The 18,753-nt window shown below is 45.0% G+C and carries 14 protein-coding genes and 1 tRNA gene; 1 reads left to right on the plus strand and 14 read right to left on the minus strand.

Features of this window, described 5'->3' with window-relative positions; all coding sequences use genetic code 11:
- Nucleotides 1-9: 9 nt before the first annotated feature.
- The 4 genes from G493_RS0112900 to G493_RS0112915 are packed head-to-tail and all read right to left on the minus strand — an operon-like array spanning nucleotide 10 to nucleotide 4,446.
- Nucleotides 10-1,332, minus strand: coding sequence for an oligosaccharide flippase family protein (locus G493_RS0112900; protein WP_028580733.1), 1,323 nt, complete (start codon nucleotides 1,330-1,332; stop codon nucleotides 10-12).
- Entirely contained in the window at nucleotides 1,329-2,345 is a 1,017-nt protein-coding gene (locus tag G493_RS0112905) for a polysaccharide deacetylase family protein (RefSeq protein ID WP_028580734.1), read from the minus strand. Before G493_RS0112905 ends, G493_RS0112900 begins: the two co-directional genes overlap by 4 nt.
- Nucleotides 2,342-3,487, minus strand: coding sequence for a glycosyltransferase (locus G493_RS0112910; protein WP_035274414.1), 1,146 nt, complete (start codon nucleotides 3,485-3,487; stop codon nucleotides 2,342-2,344). Before G493_RS0112910 ends, G493_RS0112905 begins: the two co-directional genes overlap by 4 nt.
- A gap of 2 nt (nucleotides 3,488-3,489) precedes the next feature.
- Nucleotides 3,490-4,446, minus strand: a complete 957-nt coding sequence (locus G493_RS0112915) for a glycosyltransferase (RefSeq protein ID WP_028580736.1) — start codon at nucleotides 4,444-4,446, stop codon at nucleotides 3,490-3,492.
- 169 nt (nucleotides 4,447-4,615) lie between these two features.
- Between G493_RS0112915 and G493_RS0112920 the strand changes: the two genes are divergently transcribed.
- Nucleotides 4,616-5,713 (plus strand): GNAT family N-acetyltransferase, encoded by a 1,098-nt coding sequence (locus G493_RS0112920; protein ID WP_028580737.1) that lies wholly within the window; start codon nucleotides 4,616-4,618, stop codon nucleotides 5,711-5,713.
- Between the two features lie 26 nt (nucleotides 5,714-5,739).
- Here G493_RS0112920 and G493_RS0112925 read toward each other — a convergent pair whose 3' ends face one another.
- The 10 genes from G493_RS0112925 to glnA form a co-directional block, all read right to left on the minus strand.
- Nucleotides 5,740-7,116, minus strand: a complete 1,377-nt coding sequence (locus G493_RS0112925) for an O-antigen ligase family protein (RefSeq protein ID WP_028580738.1) — start codon at nucleotides 7,114-7,116, stop codon at nucleotides 5,740-5,742.
- A 3-nt stretch (nucleotides 7,117-7,119) separates the two neighbouring features.
- The gene (locus G493_RS0112930; RefSeq protein WP_028580739.1) at nucleotides 7,120-8,256 is read right to left on the minus strand and encodes a glycosyltransferase family 4 protein; all 1,137 of its coding nucleotides are present in this window, start codon (nucleotides 8,254-8,256) and stop codon (nucleotides 7,120-7,122) included.
- Complete coding sequence (locus G493_RS0112935; protein ID WP_153306509.1) at nucleotides 8,241-9,815, minus strand: GumC family protein; 1,575 nt, start codon at nucleotides 9,813-9,815, stop codon at nucleotides 8,241-8,243. Before G493_RS0112935 ends, G493_RS0112930 begins: the two co-directional genes overlap by 16 nt.
- 184 nt (nucleotides 9,816-9,999) lie before the next feature.
- Entirely contained in the window at nucleotides 10,000-11,040 is a 1,041-nt protein-coding gene (locus tag G493_RS0112940) for a polysaccharide biosynthesis/export family protein (RefSeq protein ID WP_028580741.1), read from the minus strand.
- A 119-nt stretch (nucleotides 11,041-11,159) separates the two neighbouring features.
- Complete coding sequence (locus tag G493_RS0112945) at nucleotides 11,160-11,786, minus strand: P-loop NTPase family protein (RefSeq protein ID WP_028580742.1); 627 nt, start codon at nucleotides 11,784-11,786, stop codon at nucleotides 11,160-11,162.
- A gap of 103 nt (nucleotides 11,787-11,889) precedes the next feature.
- A complete protein-coding gene (locus G493_RS0112950) occupies nucleotides 11,890-12,528 on the minus strand; it encodes a sugar transferase (RefSeq protein ID WP_051309282.1) in 639 nt (212 codons plus the stop codon).
- Between the two features lie 1,356 nt (nucleotides 12,529-13,884).
- Nucleotides 13,885-13,961 (minus strand) — tRNA-Arg (locus G493_RS0112965).
- A gap of 96 nt (nucleotides 13,962-14,057) precedes the next feature.
- The gene (gene cysS / locus G493_RS0112970) at nucleotides 14,058-16,373 is read right to left on the minus strand and encodes a cysteine--tRNA ligase (RefSeq protein ID WP_028580745.1); all 2,316 of its coding nucleotides are present in this window, start codon (nucleotides 16,371-16,373) and stop codon (nucleotides 14,058-14,060) included.
- A gap of 191 nt (nucleotides 16,374-16,564) precedes the next feature.
- Nucleotides 16,565-17,014 (minus strand): DUF721 domain-containing protein, encoded by a 450-nt coding sequence (locus tag G493_RS0112975; protein ID WP_028580746.1) that lies wholly within the window; start codon nucleotides 17,012-17,014, stop codon nucleotides 16,565-16,567.
- A 392-nt stretch (nucleotides 17,015-17,406) separates the two neighbouring features.
- Nucleotides 17,407-18,735: a type I glutamate--ammonia ligase gene (gene glnA, locus G493_RS0112980; RefSeq protein ID WP_028580747.1), complete on the minus strand. Its 1,329-nt coding sequence runs from the start codon at nucleotides 18,733-18,735 to the stop codon at nucleotides 17,407-17,409.
- Between the last annotated feature and the right edge of the window lie 18 nt (nucleotides 18,736-18,753).

Consider the following 18,753-nt stretch of genomic DNA (forward strand, 5'->3'; position numbering starts at 1 on the left):
GAAATGCAACTACATTTTTTCATTTTTATTTAAAATAACCGCTACAATCAACTGCAGGTCTTCTTTTCTCAGAAAAAATAAATCATAATAATGCAATTCTGTTGAACGCAAATACAGTACAGCCAAAACAACTGTACCAATGATGTAGGAAAGTGAAGACGCCATTGCAACCCCTACTATTCCCCAATAGGGAATAAGGACAACATTACAAAATATATTCAGGAGAACACACCCGCCGGAAACAAGAGAAACCGTACCAGGCCGATTATTTCCCAGCAGGGTAAAGCGAATCGGATTAACAAAGCTAAAAAACACCATCCCAGGCAACAGCCAGATAAAAGGATGGTAGGCTGGAGCAAATTCTTTACCAAATACAAACAGGATAAAATACTTGCCGCAAAACCCATATAGTATTGCCAACAGCATCATACCCGCAAACAGTATGCGTAACACTGTGGCAACAGAAGCGTCCTTGCTTTTTCCTCCACTTTTCCAAAGAAAAGAGAACAAAGGAACAGATAACGAGTTAGGCACAATCATCAGCAACTCGGCTGCAGCGGTTGCCATGGCATAATAGCCCAGCGCTTCAGAACTAATAAGGGCACTGACAAAGATATAATCAATTCTCAGCAACAACTTCATGAACAGGGTATCGAAGTAGCCTCTGCCTCCGTAGCCAAGCAGCTGCTTCTGTAAATCAAGCTGGAACGAAACCCTGAACCCATGACCGATTCGGACGGTGGTCAGCACTGTTATCAACACAACTGTAACCAGCCATGAGTACACAGCAGCAAGAAGAGCATCGAGGCGAAAGCCCCACCACAACATCACAAAAAGCACCAGAGGCACGGAAGATTCAAGCAAGGCAAACACATTGACGCTTCGAACCCGATTGAGTGCACTGAGTATTGACAGGTTGACATTTTTTGCAAGAAAAAGCGTGGTCGCAAAGGCGATATGCCACTTATACGCCAGAATCCTGTCAACATTATCTTTGACCAGCCAGTCCTGATGAACCCAGGCCAGACTGATGAAAAACAGAATTCCGCCAAGAAGCAGGAGTGCGAAATTAATATTGGCAAAAAGCTTGGGATTTTCCTGTTCCTGATTGGCAACTTTATAGGCAGACGCATTGGCCAGGCCACAGTTGCCGGCGGTCATGATGATCTCGGGCAAACTGCAGATCAATGAGAAAAAACCTCTGTCGGCAGGCCCGAGAATCCTTGCCAGCAACGCGTTACGCGCAACACGGACAAGTGTCATCAGAATTCGTATAAGCAAAGTCTGACCAAACTGCCTGGTAATTACACGGACAGGTGCATTGAATTTCATAATGGAATATAACGCTTAAAAGTTGCCTTCAACAACCTGTAACGAAGCAACGACTGATTTTCTGCCACATCCTCTGAAATATTAATACGCGGCAATGCCATCGCCTCCCACCTACCGCACTCTACAGCTCCTGACAACGTCGTTAGACCAAGTTGATAATACCTTGCTGCTCTGTTCATTACCCGACGGTTGAAGTCGCCGAAAGGATAACAGACGGCATTGACGTACGGCACACGGTTTTCCAGCAATATGTTTCTTGATTGAGTGAGCTCCTTTTCCAATGTGTGATCATCAAGACAGGTTAATCTTGGATGAGAAAGGGTATGGGAACCAAAAGTAACACCTCTGCTGCCCATTGCCCTGCACTGTTCCCAGGTCAGCGCCTGTGACCTGACAGTATCCCCCTGGGCCAATTCAAGTATCTTTTCAGTGATAGCCAAGGCTTTATACGAATACATGGTTTTGAGAAGCTCTATGGATGCATCGACATTTGCAAAAACATCCATGTCGTTCCCCCCGTTTGCAAGAATCTTGCTCATATACTCGGAAATTTTCCTACGACAGACAGAAGAAAGCGTCTTGTCGGAGAGCACTTCACCCAAACTTTGCCACCAGAACCCAAAATCGTTGTCAATGTAGTCCGTAGTAAGAAAAATAGTTGCCGGAACCTGCTCCTGGCCGATAATTGGAAATCCAAGCTCATAATTATCCCGCCAGCCATCATCAAAGGTGATGACGGCGAGGGGCATATCATCTGGGTCTTCTTTTTTCTTTGTATGAAGCAGAGAGGAAAGCGGAACAACGTTGAAATCTTTCTTGAGATTTTTCAGAAAAAGACGAAATCCTCCACTTGTTACCTGGATAGATTTCTGAAAAGAACATTGATCATAGGAACGCTGATCAACAACCCGGTGAGCAGCAAAAATAATGCATCTGTTGCGCAGGCGCCTCCTAAGAACTCCACGTCCGGCCCATAAACCGAGCAATATTTTCAGCGATCTAGGGCAACTCATCTATTTTGCTCTGGCGACCAGTACGTGTATCGTTTTCCGAGCAGAAATTGAAGAATGCCTATTAGCACCCCATAGCTGCTGAGCAACACATAGCCAATAACTTTAATGGGTTTAGGCATACTCTTCAGAGGCAGCGCCAGGCCTGTACATGCCAGAGCATAAAACAGACATTGCGCCACAAGAAAAAAGCGATACATTATGCCGGCATCATACAGAGCCACACTTACAGGCAACAGCAGCAGGGCAAAACAGGGCACACATCGACGTATCAGTTTATGACTGATAAGAAACAGCGCGTACAGTCCATATTCAACAGGGTTAAACAGCTCTCTCCTCTTCCAGAGGCTCGTCATGCCACGTACTGTAATGCGCACCCGTTTCTTCAACTGACTTGTCGCCTTTTCGACACCACAGTCAAAAGCAACAGCATCTTCCTCAAATACTATGTCTTTTGAATGACACACTGCACTGGTACTGATATAAAAGTCATCGGTTACATCCTGTGGAAGTTCCTGCCAAAGTTCACGACGCAGGGCCACAAGCCCACCATCAGCAGACACAGCGCTGTACAAGGTTGTCTCCCACCGCCTGATTGCAGATTCATAGTGTCTGTATATTTTATCGCCAAAACCAAGATATTCTGTATGCTTCCAGGGAACGAGATTACCGGCAACGGCACCGGTCTCAGCCGAGGAAAAGGGTCGCACAATAGACTGTAACGTGGAGGACTGCCAGATGGTATCAGCATCACTGAAAATGAGTATATCTCCCCTGGAAAAAGAGACCCCTGTATTAAGAGCTGTCGCTTTTCCCCCACGGACCAACGATACAACATGCAACCGTGCATCCTTGAAACTTTCTGCAATCTCAAAGGTACGGTCGGTCGAGCCATCATCCAGCAGCCATATATCATACAAACCAAGAGGATAATTCTGACAGAGGAGTGACTCAATTTTCTGGCGAATGCGATCTTCTTCGTTATGCGCCGCTACAAGAATACTTACCAGCGGCCATGTGTTATCCTCATATCCACAGGAATGCCTCGAATGCCCCCAGAACCTGGAGAGCAGAAACAACAGGCAGGGATACCCCACATATCCATACACACACCCCCCTATGAGTAGCCAGAATGCGATCACCATATTTATCTCAACCGCTCCCTGCAGATAGTAAAAAATTCATACATCAAAGCCATAGCCGCAATATGATACCGCAAGAAATACAACAGCCAGAACTGTCCAAAACTGCGAACAGATCTCCTGGTAGCAGGGAAGAAAAGCGTCTGCAACACACTGGGAGTTATCCAAAAAATCATGCAGAGCAGCCCCAAAGCGGGATAGCTCAACAGCAATGCCACAGAGGCGCACATCAACACCACGTGGTACATTGCCAGCGCAGGGAATCGCAATAAACGACAAGACAGGCCCTGGCTTTGCAAAAGCGTCAAGTGCGACCGTTGACGCCAGAATTCTTTCTGGCACCACTGCTTCCAGGTACGTTCAAACCCCAGGTGGGTTAAAACAAGCTGGGGGTCTGATACCACTTTGGCCCCCGCCTTTCTCAGTCTCACGACAAAGTCCTTGTCTTCAGACGTGAGAAGAGAAGCATCAAAGCCATTGACACGGTCAAAATACGCCCTTGAAACAAAAATGTTCCGCCCCGGAAGCCAATCCACTTCTGTATATTCTCCTCTGCGAGTAAGAATTCGACGGCTCCAGGTGTAAGCGAACCACGGCGCATTCTCCGGCGCCAGATCCAAAAAACCAAGTACATCCGACCGGGCCTCGGCTACAAAACGGTCAAGGACAGTAAATATCTGTGGAGGTACAGTTATATCAGCATCAAGAAAATAGATATATTTCCCGACAGTTGCCCTGGCCCCCAAGTTTCTCGACGCAGATATGTTGGAGTGTGACTGAAGTATCCGGGCTCCGAATTGTTGGGCAAGCCTTACACTATTATCAGTTGAGTAATTATCGACAAGAATGACTTCTATATCATCTCGGAGACCAATAGCTATTTTCAGCGCCTCGAGAGTAACAGACAGGCATGCTTCTTCGTTAAACGTTGGTATAACGACACTATACTTTATAAAGCTCATAGCCCCCTAAAAAACAAAGCATAAGAAAAGAAAAAAACACGAAAAAGCTTATATAAAAAATTTGACAACATATATTTACATAAACTAATCTTCTATTTCTATCCAATCATAAACATATAGTATAAAACTATCAATGTACATAAAGAAGACAGGAAACGATATCAACAACATGGCCACAGAAAAAGAGTATTTCACTCTTTTACATGCCTCTACAGATGCCACCATCTTTAACGAATGGTCATGGGTAGCAACACAACAACAACACAACAAAGAAGATTCACATCTGTTTATAACCTATCGAAGAAAAAATTCCGGAGAACTTATAGCATTTTTTGCATTCAGTTTATGCAAAGAAATACTATATACAATTCCGGTTACTGTTTGCCGCTTTTTGCAATATCCATACGGAGATCGCATTGGCATGCTTATCCACCCTGACCATCTTCATATAATGGAAACATGTCTGGCAGACATTACCACAGAGCTTTCATCCCATTTTGATATCATCATGTGGGATCAATGGACAGATACGATAGGCCTTCTGTCAAGGGCACGCCAGTGGGCCTTACGGAACAATCAAAAAATTCACATAAAAAATACATGCAACTGCCCGGTTGTCCGGACAAAAGACATCACCAAAAAAGAACTCGACAAAGTTATCAGCAGTAAAAGCGCTTCCAGAATTCGTCGTCTTCGAAAAAAATTGAACAATCTTTCTCACAGGGTTGTGCTTGGTTCACCAGATCCCGATAAGCTCGACGGGATACTGCACCAAATCATGACAACAGAATCAGCAAGCTGGAAAGGAGAGCAAGGTGTTGGTTTGTTCAGTTCTTCAACTGGCGCAGAGTTTTTCCGGGAAATATCCCACAACCTGATGCGCAATAACCAATTGTTTATCTGCCTGCTCTATATGGACAAAACGCTCGTAGCCTATCGTTACGGATTTCTTTTTCGCAACACCTTTTTCGATTATAGCCTTGCCTATCTCCCACAATACGGACATCTGAGCCCAGGCATTATTCTGCTGGATGCACTCTTTGATGAGGCAATACAGCAACGCTTTGAAGCAGTAGATGCGTCTCGCGTGGGAAAAGTCTCACAAAACCCTATCAAAAAATGGGCCACATTTTACATAGACCATTACAGATTTTATTGGTTTGGTCATGGTCTTCGCGCAACTCTCCTCTTTTATGTTATTTCAAACCTGAAACCCTGGATTAAAAATCTTCAGAGATTCACTAATGATCTATGCGGTAAATCTTAGGGACGGAATGGAAGGCCAGACACTGGTTATCTCAGTCCCTTTCTGCTCTCAGTTGTCACCCAAGGGAGACTGCCACCAATTGCCAGATAAATCCAAAAATATTTATTGGTTAACACACTGAGAAATAGGAAGAACAAAACTACACTCGCAAAAGCGAGACCATAGTGGGTGATAAGATCTGCCTGCTGGCGATTTCCTCTTTCAAGTGCATAACGCCTGGCTTTTCGGTACTGATTAAGGCCTACTAAAATAACGATTAGCAGGGATAATAACCCGGTGAGCCCGTTTTCTGTCAGGAGTTCCAGATAGGTATTATGGGCACGCCTGAAAATATCCGGGTGACTTTCAGAAAGGACATATGATGTGGAATAACCTGATTCTGCGTATTTCAGGGTAAACGTTCCTGGTCCGGTTCCAAAAACAGGGTTCTTCTTGAAATTCTCAAGACCAACAATAATATACGAAGAACGGCGGCTGAGCGACCGGTCCTCAACGCTGTGCACCCCCTCAGTAATTGAAGAGAGAGAAAGTATACGTTCTCGATATTCATCCGGCAGCAACACCACTGTAATAACTGTCGTAAGCAGAATACCCATCACCCCCAAACAAAGTTGAGACAGGCTGAGTCGCTTTAAAAGATACGCATAGTTGCAGGCCAGGAAAAACAGTATGGCCATAAGTACAAGCGAGCCTGATCGCGACATGGTTTTCTGAAATGCTGACAGTAAAACAATCAACAACAAAATCCAGCCAATTCGGTACCATCGTGGCCTGTCATGAATAATCAGGTATATTGCAAGGGGAATTGCACAGAGCAAAAGCAAGGCAAAATAATTTGGATCCGTAAGAAATCCCACTGCACGGCCATCTGCAATGGTCGTAGTCATGGAAAGGGCAATGGCAGCAGTTATGGAAATACTGACGACAATGGATCGAGAAAGATGGAGGAGATTAATTCTATTACCAATACCCAGGGTGATAAAGCAGACAGCCAGAGCAGTCAACAATTGGCGGATATATGCAGGTATCTGACCGGGATAGTCGGAAAATATGCAGCTGAGCACACTAAAAAAAACAAAAACAAACAACGGATAAACAAGTGGGCTTCTCAACTGTTGCAGTGAAATTTGCCGGGTAAACACCCTGAGAAGAACAATGCACAGCAGCAGCCCTCCTAGAATTTTAGCACCGGTGAAAATGCTGTGCCCGGCGAACAACCCTTCAAAGGGTATGACAAACACAAAAAGCAGAAAGGAGATCTCTGGCCATTTCCAAAAGACAAGAAGTGCTCCCAGAGCCAGCGGGAAAAACGGCGCAGCATAATAAAATTTGCTCATCAGCAACAATGACTGAATAGCCAGGCAGGTGATAACAAAAATGTAGCTAAACAGATTACTCACCATGGATCACTGTACTCCATAGAGCTGCCTGTAAAAATCATACTGCCTCAAAAGATTATACTTCCGGTCGATCGTTATTCGAGCAGCCTGTCGAATAGCGTGTTGCCGAGCGGTGTTTTCAAGCGCCTCCAGGCAACATCCGGCATAATCCTCCGGACGCCGCGAATAGACGAGATAACCATTTTCCCGATGTTCCACGATGGTTGGTATTTCTCCCACTGCAGCCGCGACTACAACAGTACCAAGTGCCATGGCTTCAAGAAGCACCATGGGCGTCCCTTCAGTTTGGGAAGGCAGGACAAGCAGGTCTGCTGCTAGAAGCAAAGACTCCATCTCCTCAACAAAGCCAAGGAAATGCACAGCATGTTCCATCTGTAATTCCCTGACTTCTGCTTGCAGTTCGCCACGCATCTCACCATTTCCGGCAATAAGCCCCAAAGCCCCGGGCTTTTTTTGTAGCAAGAAGGCAAACGCCTGTAAAAATAATGAAGGATCTTTTTCTGCACTGAGCCTGCCCGCATAGAGTACAACCGGCGATTCGCGGTCAGCCTCTCCCCCGACTCTCCGGGTCAGGGATGCCCTGGCCGCTTTTCTTGCTGCCGGAGCAGGTTCACGTTGAAGCAAAATTCCATTGGGAAGATAGCAGAGACGTTTTTCTGCCACACCAAATCGTTTATAGATGGAGCAGATATCTTTGGAAACAGAAATAACGGTATCAACCGGCATGAAACGACAGCAAAATTTGCTGATGAAATTATACAACCTGAATTTTATTTTTCTTTGCGTAAATCCATGCTGGGTAACAACGACCCGACACGAATGCAACAGTTGGAAAAGACAGGCAACATACGTCTCCTTATATCCGTGAGCATGGATAATCAGGGTACCTTTTGCTTGATGCAAATTTTTCAAAGTCCTGTAGATGGCTGCAATGGATTTTTCAGTACAGATAAAATCAACATTACTGTTGCCATCCACGGCCTGCTGAAAAGGAATAACTGCATCGATCCGAGACGTTGCGCAAAGAATCGACAGAGGCATATCAGTCAACAGGCCACACACATTGGCCACAACCCTTTCCCCACCATAAAATCCTGAAGATACAATAAGGTGAACAACCGAAGGCTTTACTGTAACAGCCATTTAAAAAACCTGGCAGGATGCGCACTGAAAGGAATTTTCTCCTTATCAGGCGATCTGTCATCAATGATGGCAATGACAGGTAATCCAAAAGTGCTGTTGACTCTGACAGGATCATACATCCGCTTATCAAATATATCGCAGATAAAACCAATGGAAATCGCAAAAAGGGCACTGGAGATCATGCCAACCAACAGGACGATTTTTTTCTTGGGAGAACTGGGCTCAAGCGGCACAGGTGCATAGCTTAACACTTTAACGTTTTTTAAGGTATCGCGATGAAGCAGTTCATCCAGGTGTTTTTCTTCATACTGTTGGCTATACTTGTAATAGGCTTCGTTTACGACGGCTAACTCCGTATCGATGCCGGTCTCCTGTACAGCTACTTCCGTTAACAGCGATGCCCGTTGGCGCAAATCCGCAAGCCGTTTCTCTTTTTGGTCTGAAACAGACTGCAACACCTGCATTTTCTGTAATTGATCCCTGTTACTTCCTTCCAGCAAGCCAACGAGACGCTTCTTAGACAAGGCAATTTTTTCCTTGGCCTGCACCACAGGTAAACTGTCTTGATTAAAAGATAGCACAGCTTCATCATACTCTGCCTGTAGTGTTCTTATGCGCTCAAGCTGTAACTGAATCTCTTTATAACCAGGTATCTGATCTTCATAATTACCGACACCGACTTCCAAACCACTGAGAATAGTAAAATCAGAAGAGTTGGCACTATTCATTTCAGCAATATTCTGCTCCAGATACTGCTGCCATTTTTTAAGTTCCAACAACCTGTCAGCAAGCTGGTTATACTCATTGGTTTCTTTATTAATAGTCTGCAGAACAAGACTCAGCTCTTCTTTGGGTGTATGGATTTCATGCTGATCGAACAATTCTATTTTCTCATTGGAAAGTTGTTCGAACCGTTCTTTATAGAGATCTTTTTTTTGTGAAAACAGCCTTTGCGTGGGCCCGGTTATCAACCTGTCACGCATAGCAAGGTATTCGTCCATTAAACGGTTAACGATGAGTTGTCCTTGGTTAATATCATCTGTTTCATAATGTATGCCGATGACATTGGATCCTGGAACAGGTACGATCTCCAGACTATCGAGGACCACCTTGGTCAATGCGGCTGTTTCATCTTCATTGCTCGCAGCCTGGCCGAACAGCGAACGTACGGGCCCTACGACATAATTTTTAAAGGGCTGTTTCACCCATTTATCCATCCACGAATATTCAATATTCAGGGAACCTTCGGAATGAAGCGCGCCCAGGGCTTTCTGGATAAGCGGCACAGAGCGAAGAATGGTAGCTTCAGTTTCTATATCCTTCAAGGTTACAGGAAGGTATTGCGTTATAGAACCTTTTGCCAGCGAAGGGCCTTCACCCTGATGAATCTCTGTTGCAAGGATAATCACATTGCCGGTCACGGTGTATACCTTTGGTAGAAACAACGCAATTCCAGTGGTCAACACCACCATGACAATAAAGACTCTCCTGATCAGGGAGATCCTTGCAAACATGCTGATCAAAAGATCCCGAACACTGTAAACTCGTGATTCATTCATAAAACAATCTAAACCTATATTTGTACACTTTACCGGGCGCTCTGCACGAAGCACTCGCTCAACAATGTATCAGTCTCCAGGCACACGAAAAATGGTAATCTGACATATCATTGTCGTGTAAGCTTTTATAAGCTGCAAGGAGGGATGTTCAATGCATAAGTTGAGCCATATCCAAAAGGATACACTATTCGTCCATCCTGTATGTGTAGCTTATATCCACACCACGGAAGAGCAGAATGTCTGAAACATATTTCATCGTTTGCGCTGCTGAACTCAAACGAGTTCTCGGCACGTATACGATGTCATCAGGTTGCAGTAAAGACGCCTGTCCCTGTCCCTGCAGCAACTCATTAAAATTGCAAATTCTGGCCACCATTTCGTCACCCTCCTTATTAAGCGTGAGGACAGTGTCCAGGTTACCGTCAACATTTGCCCCGCCGGCCAATGCGATGGCAGTAAATAAAGAGACAGGTTTGGAGATCTGATGCCTGCCAGGTTTTTTCACTTCTCCAAAAACATAGATTTCCCGCGGCGCAGTCTCCTGCAGGAGTATATCAACCTGCATGCCAGGAACGACATCACCATATTTCTGATTTGCCTCAACGGTCAGTTGTTCAAGGCTTTTACCAGCCACACTGATTTCTCCTATCATGGGCATGGTGACAAAATAGTCATCACGAACTACCACTTGGCGTGCAAGTCCCAGGTTAGGGTGATCCAGGGATTGCCGCACCTCTTTCAAATATACCTGGTATTCCGCAAGGGCAACGAAAAACTCAGGTTTATTAAGTATATTCGTATATGACCGTATCAACTTCCGCTTGAGTTGCTCAACCGTCATTCCCTTCACTTTCAGATCGCCTATCAGGGGTAAGGAAGTATATCCGTCTGGCCGTACGAGATAAATATCGTCGTACACAGGTGCTGACAGAAACTTTATGGTGAGTTTGTCATGGGGAAAAATACGATACGTTTCGTCCTGTATCGTGTTGAAGTTGAAGACTATATTTAGCGTATCCCGTGGGATAAAAGTATACTGGGGACCTACCGGCTTTTCTGGCTCATCACCTGTTCCAAAATGGTCCAGGGGAACACTGTAGGTATCCTGAGAAGGAAGCGTGCTGCAGCCATTGATTGAGAGAACGACTAACAACAGAAAAATAATGGAAACCATAGAGGTTCCGGTTAGTTTCATACAGATGAATTTTGGCTGTTTGTGCGACATACTTCCTCAATACTTTAAATTGTCCTATACCGTATAGATGAAATCACTTACAGTTATACTGTAGAAAGCAAGGAGTTACATACCCTTTGACCGGTTGCATATACACTTTACGCAAGGGATTAGATGAGGCGATAAAGCCAGGAAGGTACATAATATCGCCTTCTGTTGAACATGGTACCTACCACATTGACGTTGATCTGGTGAAACAAATCCTGCACGCTGAACACAACATCTTTTCTGGTATCGTTATTGTTTATGACCAGAATTGCCCCTCCAAAACCAGCGGCAAGGGTGGGATGGCTGCACTCTGCATACACCGAAGGTGCATCATACAAGATAAAGTCATACTCTTGCACCAGTTGCCCGAGACATTCCGTTGTGGTGCCTGGTAATACTCCGCTGCAAAATTTAGGTTTATCAAGTATTCCTGCCGGCACAAAGTGAAAAGTTTCTCCGTCCAGATAAGGAAAAGCCAATGTTTTAATATCAAGCCTGTTGGAGGTCAGGCAATCAAAAAAACCCGGCTGATCCTGTAACCCTAGCTTATGCGTTAGAGATGTTGGTTCTGTACTGCCGTCGATAAGTACCACTTTTTGAGAATATGTCTCGCTCAGAGTCTTGGCCAGAGCCAGGGAACAGGTTGTTGTTCCGGCTCCGCTATTGGCAGCGGTTAAATACAGGGATTTGACTTCCAAATCCAGCAGATTTGCTGACAGATTGGTACGGCTTGGTTTCAGTACATCCATATGTCTTCATGTTTTCCGACCGACCTAGACACCGACCGGCAAAAAATAATCTTTTCTGGGGAAGATCCCCCTGTTTTTCTTTACCATTTTGCAATGGTCCGTGCTAATAGGCACCATCACCCTTTATAACAGCGAGAGGGGTATGCAGCAATATTTTCATGTCGAGCAGGAACCGGTATTCTGATATATATGCACGATCAATCTCCACTCGTTCGTCAAACGAAGTGTTGCTTCGCCCCGAAATTTGCCACATTCCGGTTAAACCGGGAAAAACAAGGAGCCTTGCCAATTGTTCGGTCTTATATTCGTCGGCAGAAAAAGACGTCGGACGAGGTCCCACAAGCCTCATATTACCCAAAATAACATTGAACAGTTGCGGAATTTCATCCAGACTGAATTTACGGAGAAAGAGTCCTAAGGTTGTGACTCGTGGGTCATTTTTGATTTTGAAATCAGGAGAATGCTCTGCATGGACATTGAGATGCACCAAATGTTCCTTCAGGGATTCAGCATCCTGAACCATTGTCCTAAACTTGTACATCTTAAAACGACGTCCCATGAACCCGGTACGGGACTGAACAAAAAATACAGGTCCCCTGCTCTCAAGTTTGATAAGCAAAGCAATCAGCAAAATCAGCGGAGATAAAACCACAAGCAACAACATCGCAACACAAGCATCAACCATCCGTTTTCTGTGCCTGTTTAATTTCCTGAGTTCTTGAAAGGCAAGTTCTTCATCCATGGAATCGCCGCCCAAAAATCTGCCTATCTCAACGTGAATCTTTTCACGAAGGAGCAAATTTTTCCTCATTTCAACCGCTATTTCTTCGCTTTTAGTACATGTACAAAAGTCAATACTCATTGAAGAACAGTCTTATGTAGTGTTAGCCATTAAGTGTGTGGAACGCACACACCACCAATGAAGCTGGCAACTCTGAGACAGAAGAAAAACAAGAAAAAGGGAAGTATTCAAACTGCAGCCCCCTCAATTTTGCTTCCAATCAATTACATCTCGACAATCACCAGTCTTGAAACAGATCAAGATAGATATCTATACTGAAACTTTTTTCAGTACTCAGATGCGGATAAATGGATCTCATTAAAAACGATATCCATTCATTCCACCCCGAGAACGCTATTGCAAACTGCAGGCCACAAATCAGTGACAAGCAGAATCTGTATATCTTTTTCTGTAAATGTTCACCAGCTGATGTCTTAATACGGGTGTGAGTCCCGGAGTGCAGACCAACACTCCTCGGAGTTTCCGACCAGTCGCTCAGCTCTGTGGAAAAACTCAATTGTCCGCCACAATTTATCCATGTGCGGAACCAAGATGGCCCTGAAAAGAGAAGCCTGTGCCCGTACAGTCATGTTGCGTAAACGTATCTCAGCTACAAATAACGGACAGGAGAGACGCATAAGCTTAAAAGTCTCCCTTAGATGTAACAGGTTACAGAGTGCCTTATGTTTTCGCATACAGACTGGTGCATCATATTGAGTTATACATTAACCAGTCTGATCATGGAAAGATCAGGTACACTGTGAGCAGTTACTAAAAAACATTGATTACTACAGCGTATGTAGTCTACAGAAGATCAACTGCCATTACAAATTCAATCTGTGAAAAATTTGTTTTTTCAGCCAAAACCACTGTTATCTCCCATGCACTATATACCACGCAGTCTTTTTAGGGTCGCGGAAAATAATAAATATCCAAAAATTGCGCAGGATATCGGTAACTGGTCACGGGAGGGGGGGGGGGGGGGGGGGGTAACAACACTGATATTTCAATTAGTTCTGAGAGCCAAGCAAGATTGGATAATGTATTTTTCCATGATCCTTAGGCCACTGGGATTTATCATGATTTTTTTAATGAAAATTGCGACCACCTGAGGAGGCTCAGGAAAAACATATGCCGGTGAGCAATCCGGAGACACTTCTTTTATTGAGGGGTGGAACAGGTCTGTTTATATCTGGATATTCCAGTTACTGGAATAGAAAAGAGAGCATTGCAGGCATGGTACCGTAAAATCGAGAGCGCGTACCCCTCCAAAAAAAAAAGCACTTATCCTTAAACAGGCTAAGTGCTTAGTATTTCTGGCGCGCCAGGGAGGATTCGAACCCCCGGCCCACGGCTTAGAAGGCCGTTGCTCTATCCGACTGAGCTACTGGCGCAGTATTTGGTCGACCAATTTTAACTTAGTATCCTATGAAAAGCAAGAATTTCCATACGACAAATGATAATTTCAGCACAACACGCTACAAGCAGCTTTATTCCACTGTTTTTTCCCAGATCGTTCCATTGACAGTGTCAGAGACAGTTACCCCTTGCCGCAACAACTCCTCACGCACAGAATCAGCAGCAGTCCAGTCTTTCAGTTGCCTGGCTCGCTCACGCTGCCGTATTAACTTATCAATTTCAGGAGTTAACGGACATTCCTGCAATTGAAGGATCCCCAGAGTCTGGTTGATGGTTCGCAAAATTTCCAGGGTGTCATTCTTCTGCTCACAGTCCAGTTGTTTACTCTGTAGAACTGGATTCATTTTCTTAATAAAATAAAAAAGCGCCCCCAATGCTCCGGAAATATTCAAATCATCGTCCATGGCCTTCTCGAATTGCTGCTCTAGCTGCTCAAGATATATCGTCACCTCCGGATGAGGCATACCAACCTGTAAACAAAGCAGTTTTCTGGTAAAAGCGTCGAGTCTCTTAAGGGCAGTAGCGGCACTTTCCAGTCGCCTAAAAGAAAAATGGAAAGGTTTACGATAGTGAACGGTGAAAAACATAAACCGTAACACCCTTGCGGTGAACCCTTGTGCGAGAATTTCTTTAAGCGTAACAATGTTGTCAGCCTCCTGCGACATCTTTTTGCCGTCGCGCAGAACCAGCCCTGAATGAACCCAGTAGTTTGCCAGACTTTTACCGGTCAACGATTCTGCAATGGCTATCTCATTTTCATGATGGGGAAATATTAAATCCTGACTCGCCGTGTGCAAATCTATTGTTTCACCAAGATACCTGGTAGACATGGCTGAACACTCAATATGCCAGCCGGGTCGAACATTGCCCCAGTCTGTCTCAAAAAAGATACCCTTTTTCAACTCCGCCAGGGTAGAACGCTTAAGTAGGGTAAAGTCTCTGGGATTGTCCTTTTCGTAATTATCCAGATCAACGGTCCGCCCTACCCTGATTTTACTCAAATCTACTCGGCTGAGCCTGCCGTACTGTTTAAACTTGGAAATATCAAAATAAATGGAGCCGTGTTTCTCATAGGCATATCCGCGATGAATAAGATCATGGGCTATCTCAATCATATCACCGACATGCTCAGACGCCAAAGGATACCCCGAAGCCGGTAACACCGCCAACATTTCAGCAGCCTGATGAAATTCCTGAATGAATCGACCGGTGAAGTCTTTAAGGTCAAGACCAGCCTGCTCAGCTCCGGCAATGGTGTTATCATCCAGATCAGTAAAGTTCATAAAAGACTCTACGGTATACCCTCTGAAACGGAGGTAACGCACAATTAAATCAGAGACGACAAGTCGTCGCAAATGCGCAACGTTAGGTGATTCGTAAGCTGTTGGACCACAGGAATAAAGGGTTACCCGCTTTTTGTTGACAGGCTCAAAAACTTCTTTTTTCCGACTCATGGTGTTGTAGAAACGAAGTTTGGAAGCCTCCTTGGCTGTTTTTTGCTCCTTAACAAAAAGTGGTGTACTCAAATAGCGCTCACCGCCATCAGGAAGAATCACCACCACAACACCTTGTTTAATCTGTTTCGCTCTTTCAATGGCTGCAAAGGCAGCCGCTCCGCCACTCATTCCTGCAAAAACCGCTTCCTCAGCAGCCAGTCTGCGAACGGTTTCAAAGGCATCGTCGTCTGCCACATTGACTATTTCGTAAGGTAAGGTCTTATCAAAAATACCGGGACGATAAGACTCCTTCATATTCTTCAAACCCTGAATTTTATGACCCAGATATGGCTCAATGGCTATAACCCTGACTTCTGGATGATGATCTCGATACCATTTTGACAACCCCATAGCAGTACCGGAAGTCCCCAGGGTAGCAATAATATCCGTCACCTTCCCATTGGTTTGCTCCCAAATCTCCGGAGCAGTTCCGTTGTAGTGGGCCATCCAGTTAGCCGGATTATTATATTGATCTGCAAGAAAGTAGAGATCTGGAAATTCCCGAGCCAGAGAATAAGCCTTTTCTATAGCTCCATCAGTTGCCCGACTGGCTGGCGTAAGGATAATCTCCGCACCATAGGCCTGCATGATAAGGCGGCGTTCAATAGAGGCGGATTCAGGCATTATCATTTGGCATCTGAACTGTTTCGCAGCACAAACCATGGCCATACCTATACCGGTGTTCCCGCTGGTCGCTTCCAGAAGGATCTTCTCCCTGGTCATTTCTCCGCTTCTTTCGGCAGCTTCCACCAACGACAGGGCAACCCGATCTTTAATCGATCCCCCTGGATTCTTTGACTCAAGCTTACCAAGAAGCGTAACACCGGGCTCAGGGTTTATGCGGTGCAACTCAACCAGAGGGGTATTGCCAATAAGTTCAGTAATCTTCATCTATACTACCTTCTCAACCCGCCGACAGCGGGGCGAAAAAACTCGTTTGTTATTGCCCTTACAAGGGGGGAGGCATGCCGTATTACACTGTATTATTGTCTTTTGATACAGCGCAGGCATGTTCTTTACCGATACATCTGTGGTATTTTCTCGTTGTCGTGACACCGGCAAGTATCTCCCGGAGACGCTCTTCATTTGCTGCTATTCTGCCCGAGTTGCTCATGGGCTCTCCAGAGGTTATACAGAGCCTCCTGGCAATCTCCATCGCTTATACCCTGGATAAGTCCTTTTATCTCCACTTCAGCTTCCGCATCCACAGAACGTGGCAGCGGAGTTTTTTTCACCTTTTTTTCAGGTAAATCTGAAGGGTACAAAGCAAAATGGATATCTTCCACATTAGCATCAGGTAGCGTGCGATGAATACCCTGCAAAAGATCAGGTTTGATATACTGCAGATGCTGCATCCAAGAGGAATTTTCAACATATATCCAGAGTACCTGCTGACGAAAAAACGCAGGCATGGTAACCTGAGAAAAATTCTTTCCTACAATGGCATCCCACTTCCGAAAAAGATGAAACAGAGTCCATTGACGCTGCCACTCATTTTTGCTGTAAACTTTTTCTAGGTCTTTATCAAACATATTTCCAATCCTCCTGACCTACTCCCTTTAGCATTATAACCGTTCATCAGGGGTGCGCCCCATAACTGTGAATAATTACCAGTTCTGCATATGTGCACACTGGCCTTGAGCTAAAGCCCGTCTCTGCACGGCAGCCATATCATGTGTAAAGACAGACAACCACGGTAACCTCCGTGGAGTGCTGGTGAACGATTACTTTGCTCTCTGTTAAGCATTAAATTGGAGACCAGGATCACAATGAGTGAGAAAAACGCATTGTAGCACTCTTATCCTGAGTCAGAAAGGGTTTTCCACTTTAATCTCTTATCAAGTGGCAAAACCCTGGTAAAGGAAATAAAAAAGGCCGCCCCAGACAGGGCGGCCTTGAAGGTACTCAATATGCTGGGCAGGAATTAGTAATTATCAAGATAATTCTGGAGTTCCCAGTCAGTTACAGCAATGCGATACGCATCCCATTCTTTTTCCTTACCCTCTACATATTTCTCAAAAATATGCTCCCCAAGGGCGGCTTTTGCAATTGGGCTAGCTTTGAACTCTTCGATAGCCTCGCACAGGTTTGCAGGCAAGCTGTCGATACCAACCGCCTCTTTCTCTGCTGGAGTCATTTCAAAAATGTCCTGATCCACAGATTTTGGAGCCTCGAGGTTATTCACAACACCGTCCAGACCCGAAGAGAGCATCATGGCAAAAGCAAGGTATGGGTTACATGATGGATCCGGGCAACGAACCTCGGTCCGTGTTCCCAAACCGCGGGACGCAGGAATACGTACCAGCGCAGAACGGTTGGAAGCAGACCATGCAACATATACTGGAGCCTCGTAACCGGCAACCAGACGCTTGTAGGAGTTAACCAGAGGATTGGTTACAGCAACAAAGCCTTTTGCATTTTTGGTGATACCGGCAATATATTTATATGCTATTTCACTCAGCTGCAGAGGCCCTTTCTCGTCATAGAAGGCATTGGTGCCATCCAGATTGAACAGAGACTGGTTGGTGTGCATACCGGAACCGTTAATACCAAAAATAGGTTTTGGCATAAAGGTGGCATGGAGTCCAAATTCGGCAGCGATGGAGCGTACAACCCACTTGTAGGTAATGGTGTTGTCTGCAGCGGTCAAGGCATCAGCATATTTAAAGTTGATTTCATGCTGTCCTTCGGCCACTTCGTGATGGGAGGCTTCAATTTCAAAACCCATTTCTTCAAGGGTCAGAATGATTTTACGACGGCAGTTGATGCCGGCATCATCAGGGTCTGTATCAAAATAGCCAGCTACATCGTGTGTATCGGTTGTGGAGAAACCTGCTTCGTCACGATCAAAGAGGAAAAACTCACACTCAGTACCAACGTTCATGGTATACCCCAGGTCCTTGGCTTCTGCCAGCACACGCTTCAGGTTGTTACGCGGGCAACCTGCAAAAGGAGTTCCATCAGATTTGTACACATCGCAGATGATACGCGCAGCGTTGCTGCCATCCTGCTCCCTCCAAGGAAGAACGGTGAAGGTGTCATAATCTGGCTTCAGGTACATATCAGACTCATTGATACGAACAAAACCGTCGATTGATGAACCGTCAAACATCATTTGTCCATCAAGGGCTTTTTCAAGCTGGCTTTTAGGAATCGCAACATTTTTCATAAAACCAAAAATGTCTACGAACTGCAGCCTGAAAAAATGCACGTTCTTTTCTTCAACAATTTTGAGTATCTCATCCCTTGTCATAGCTCATCTCCTCAAGTT

It is taken from the genome of Desulfogranum japonicum DSM 18378, assembly GCF_000429945.1.
GTDB classification, from domain to species: Bacteria; Desulfobacterota; Desulfobulbia; order Desulfobulbales; family Desulfobulbaceae; genus Desulfogranum; species Desulfogranum japonicum.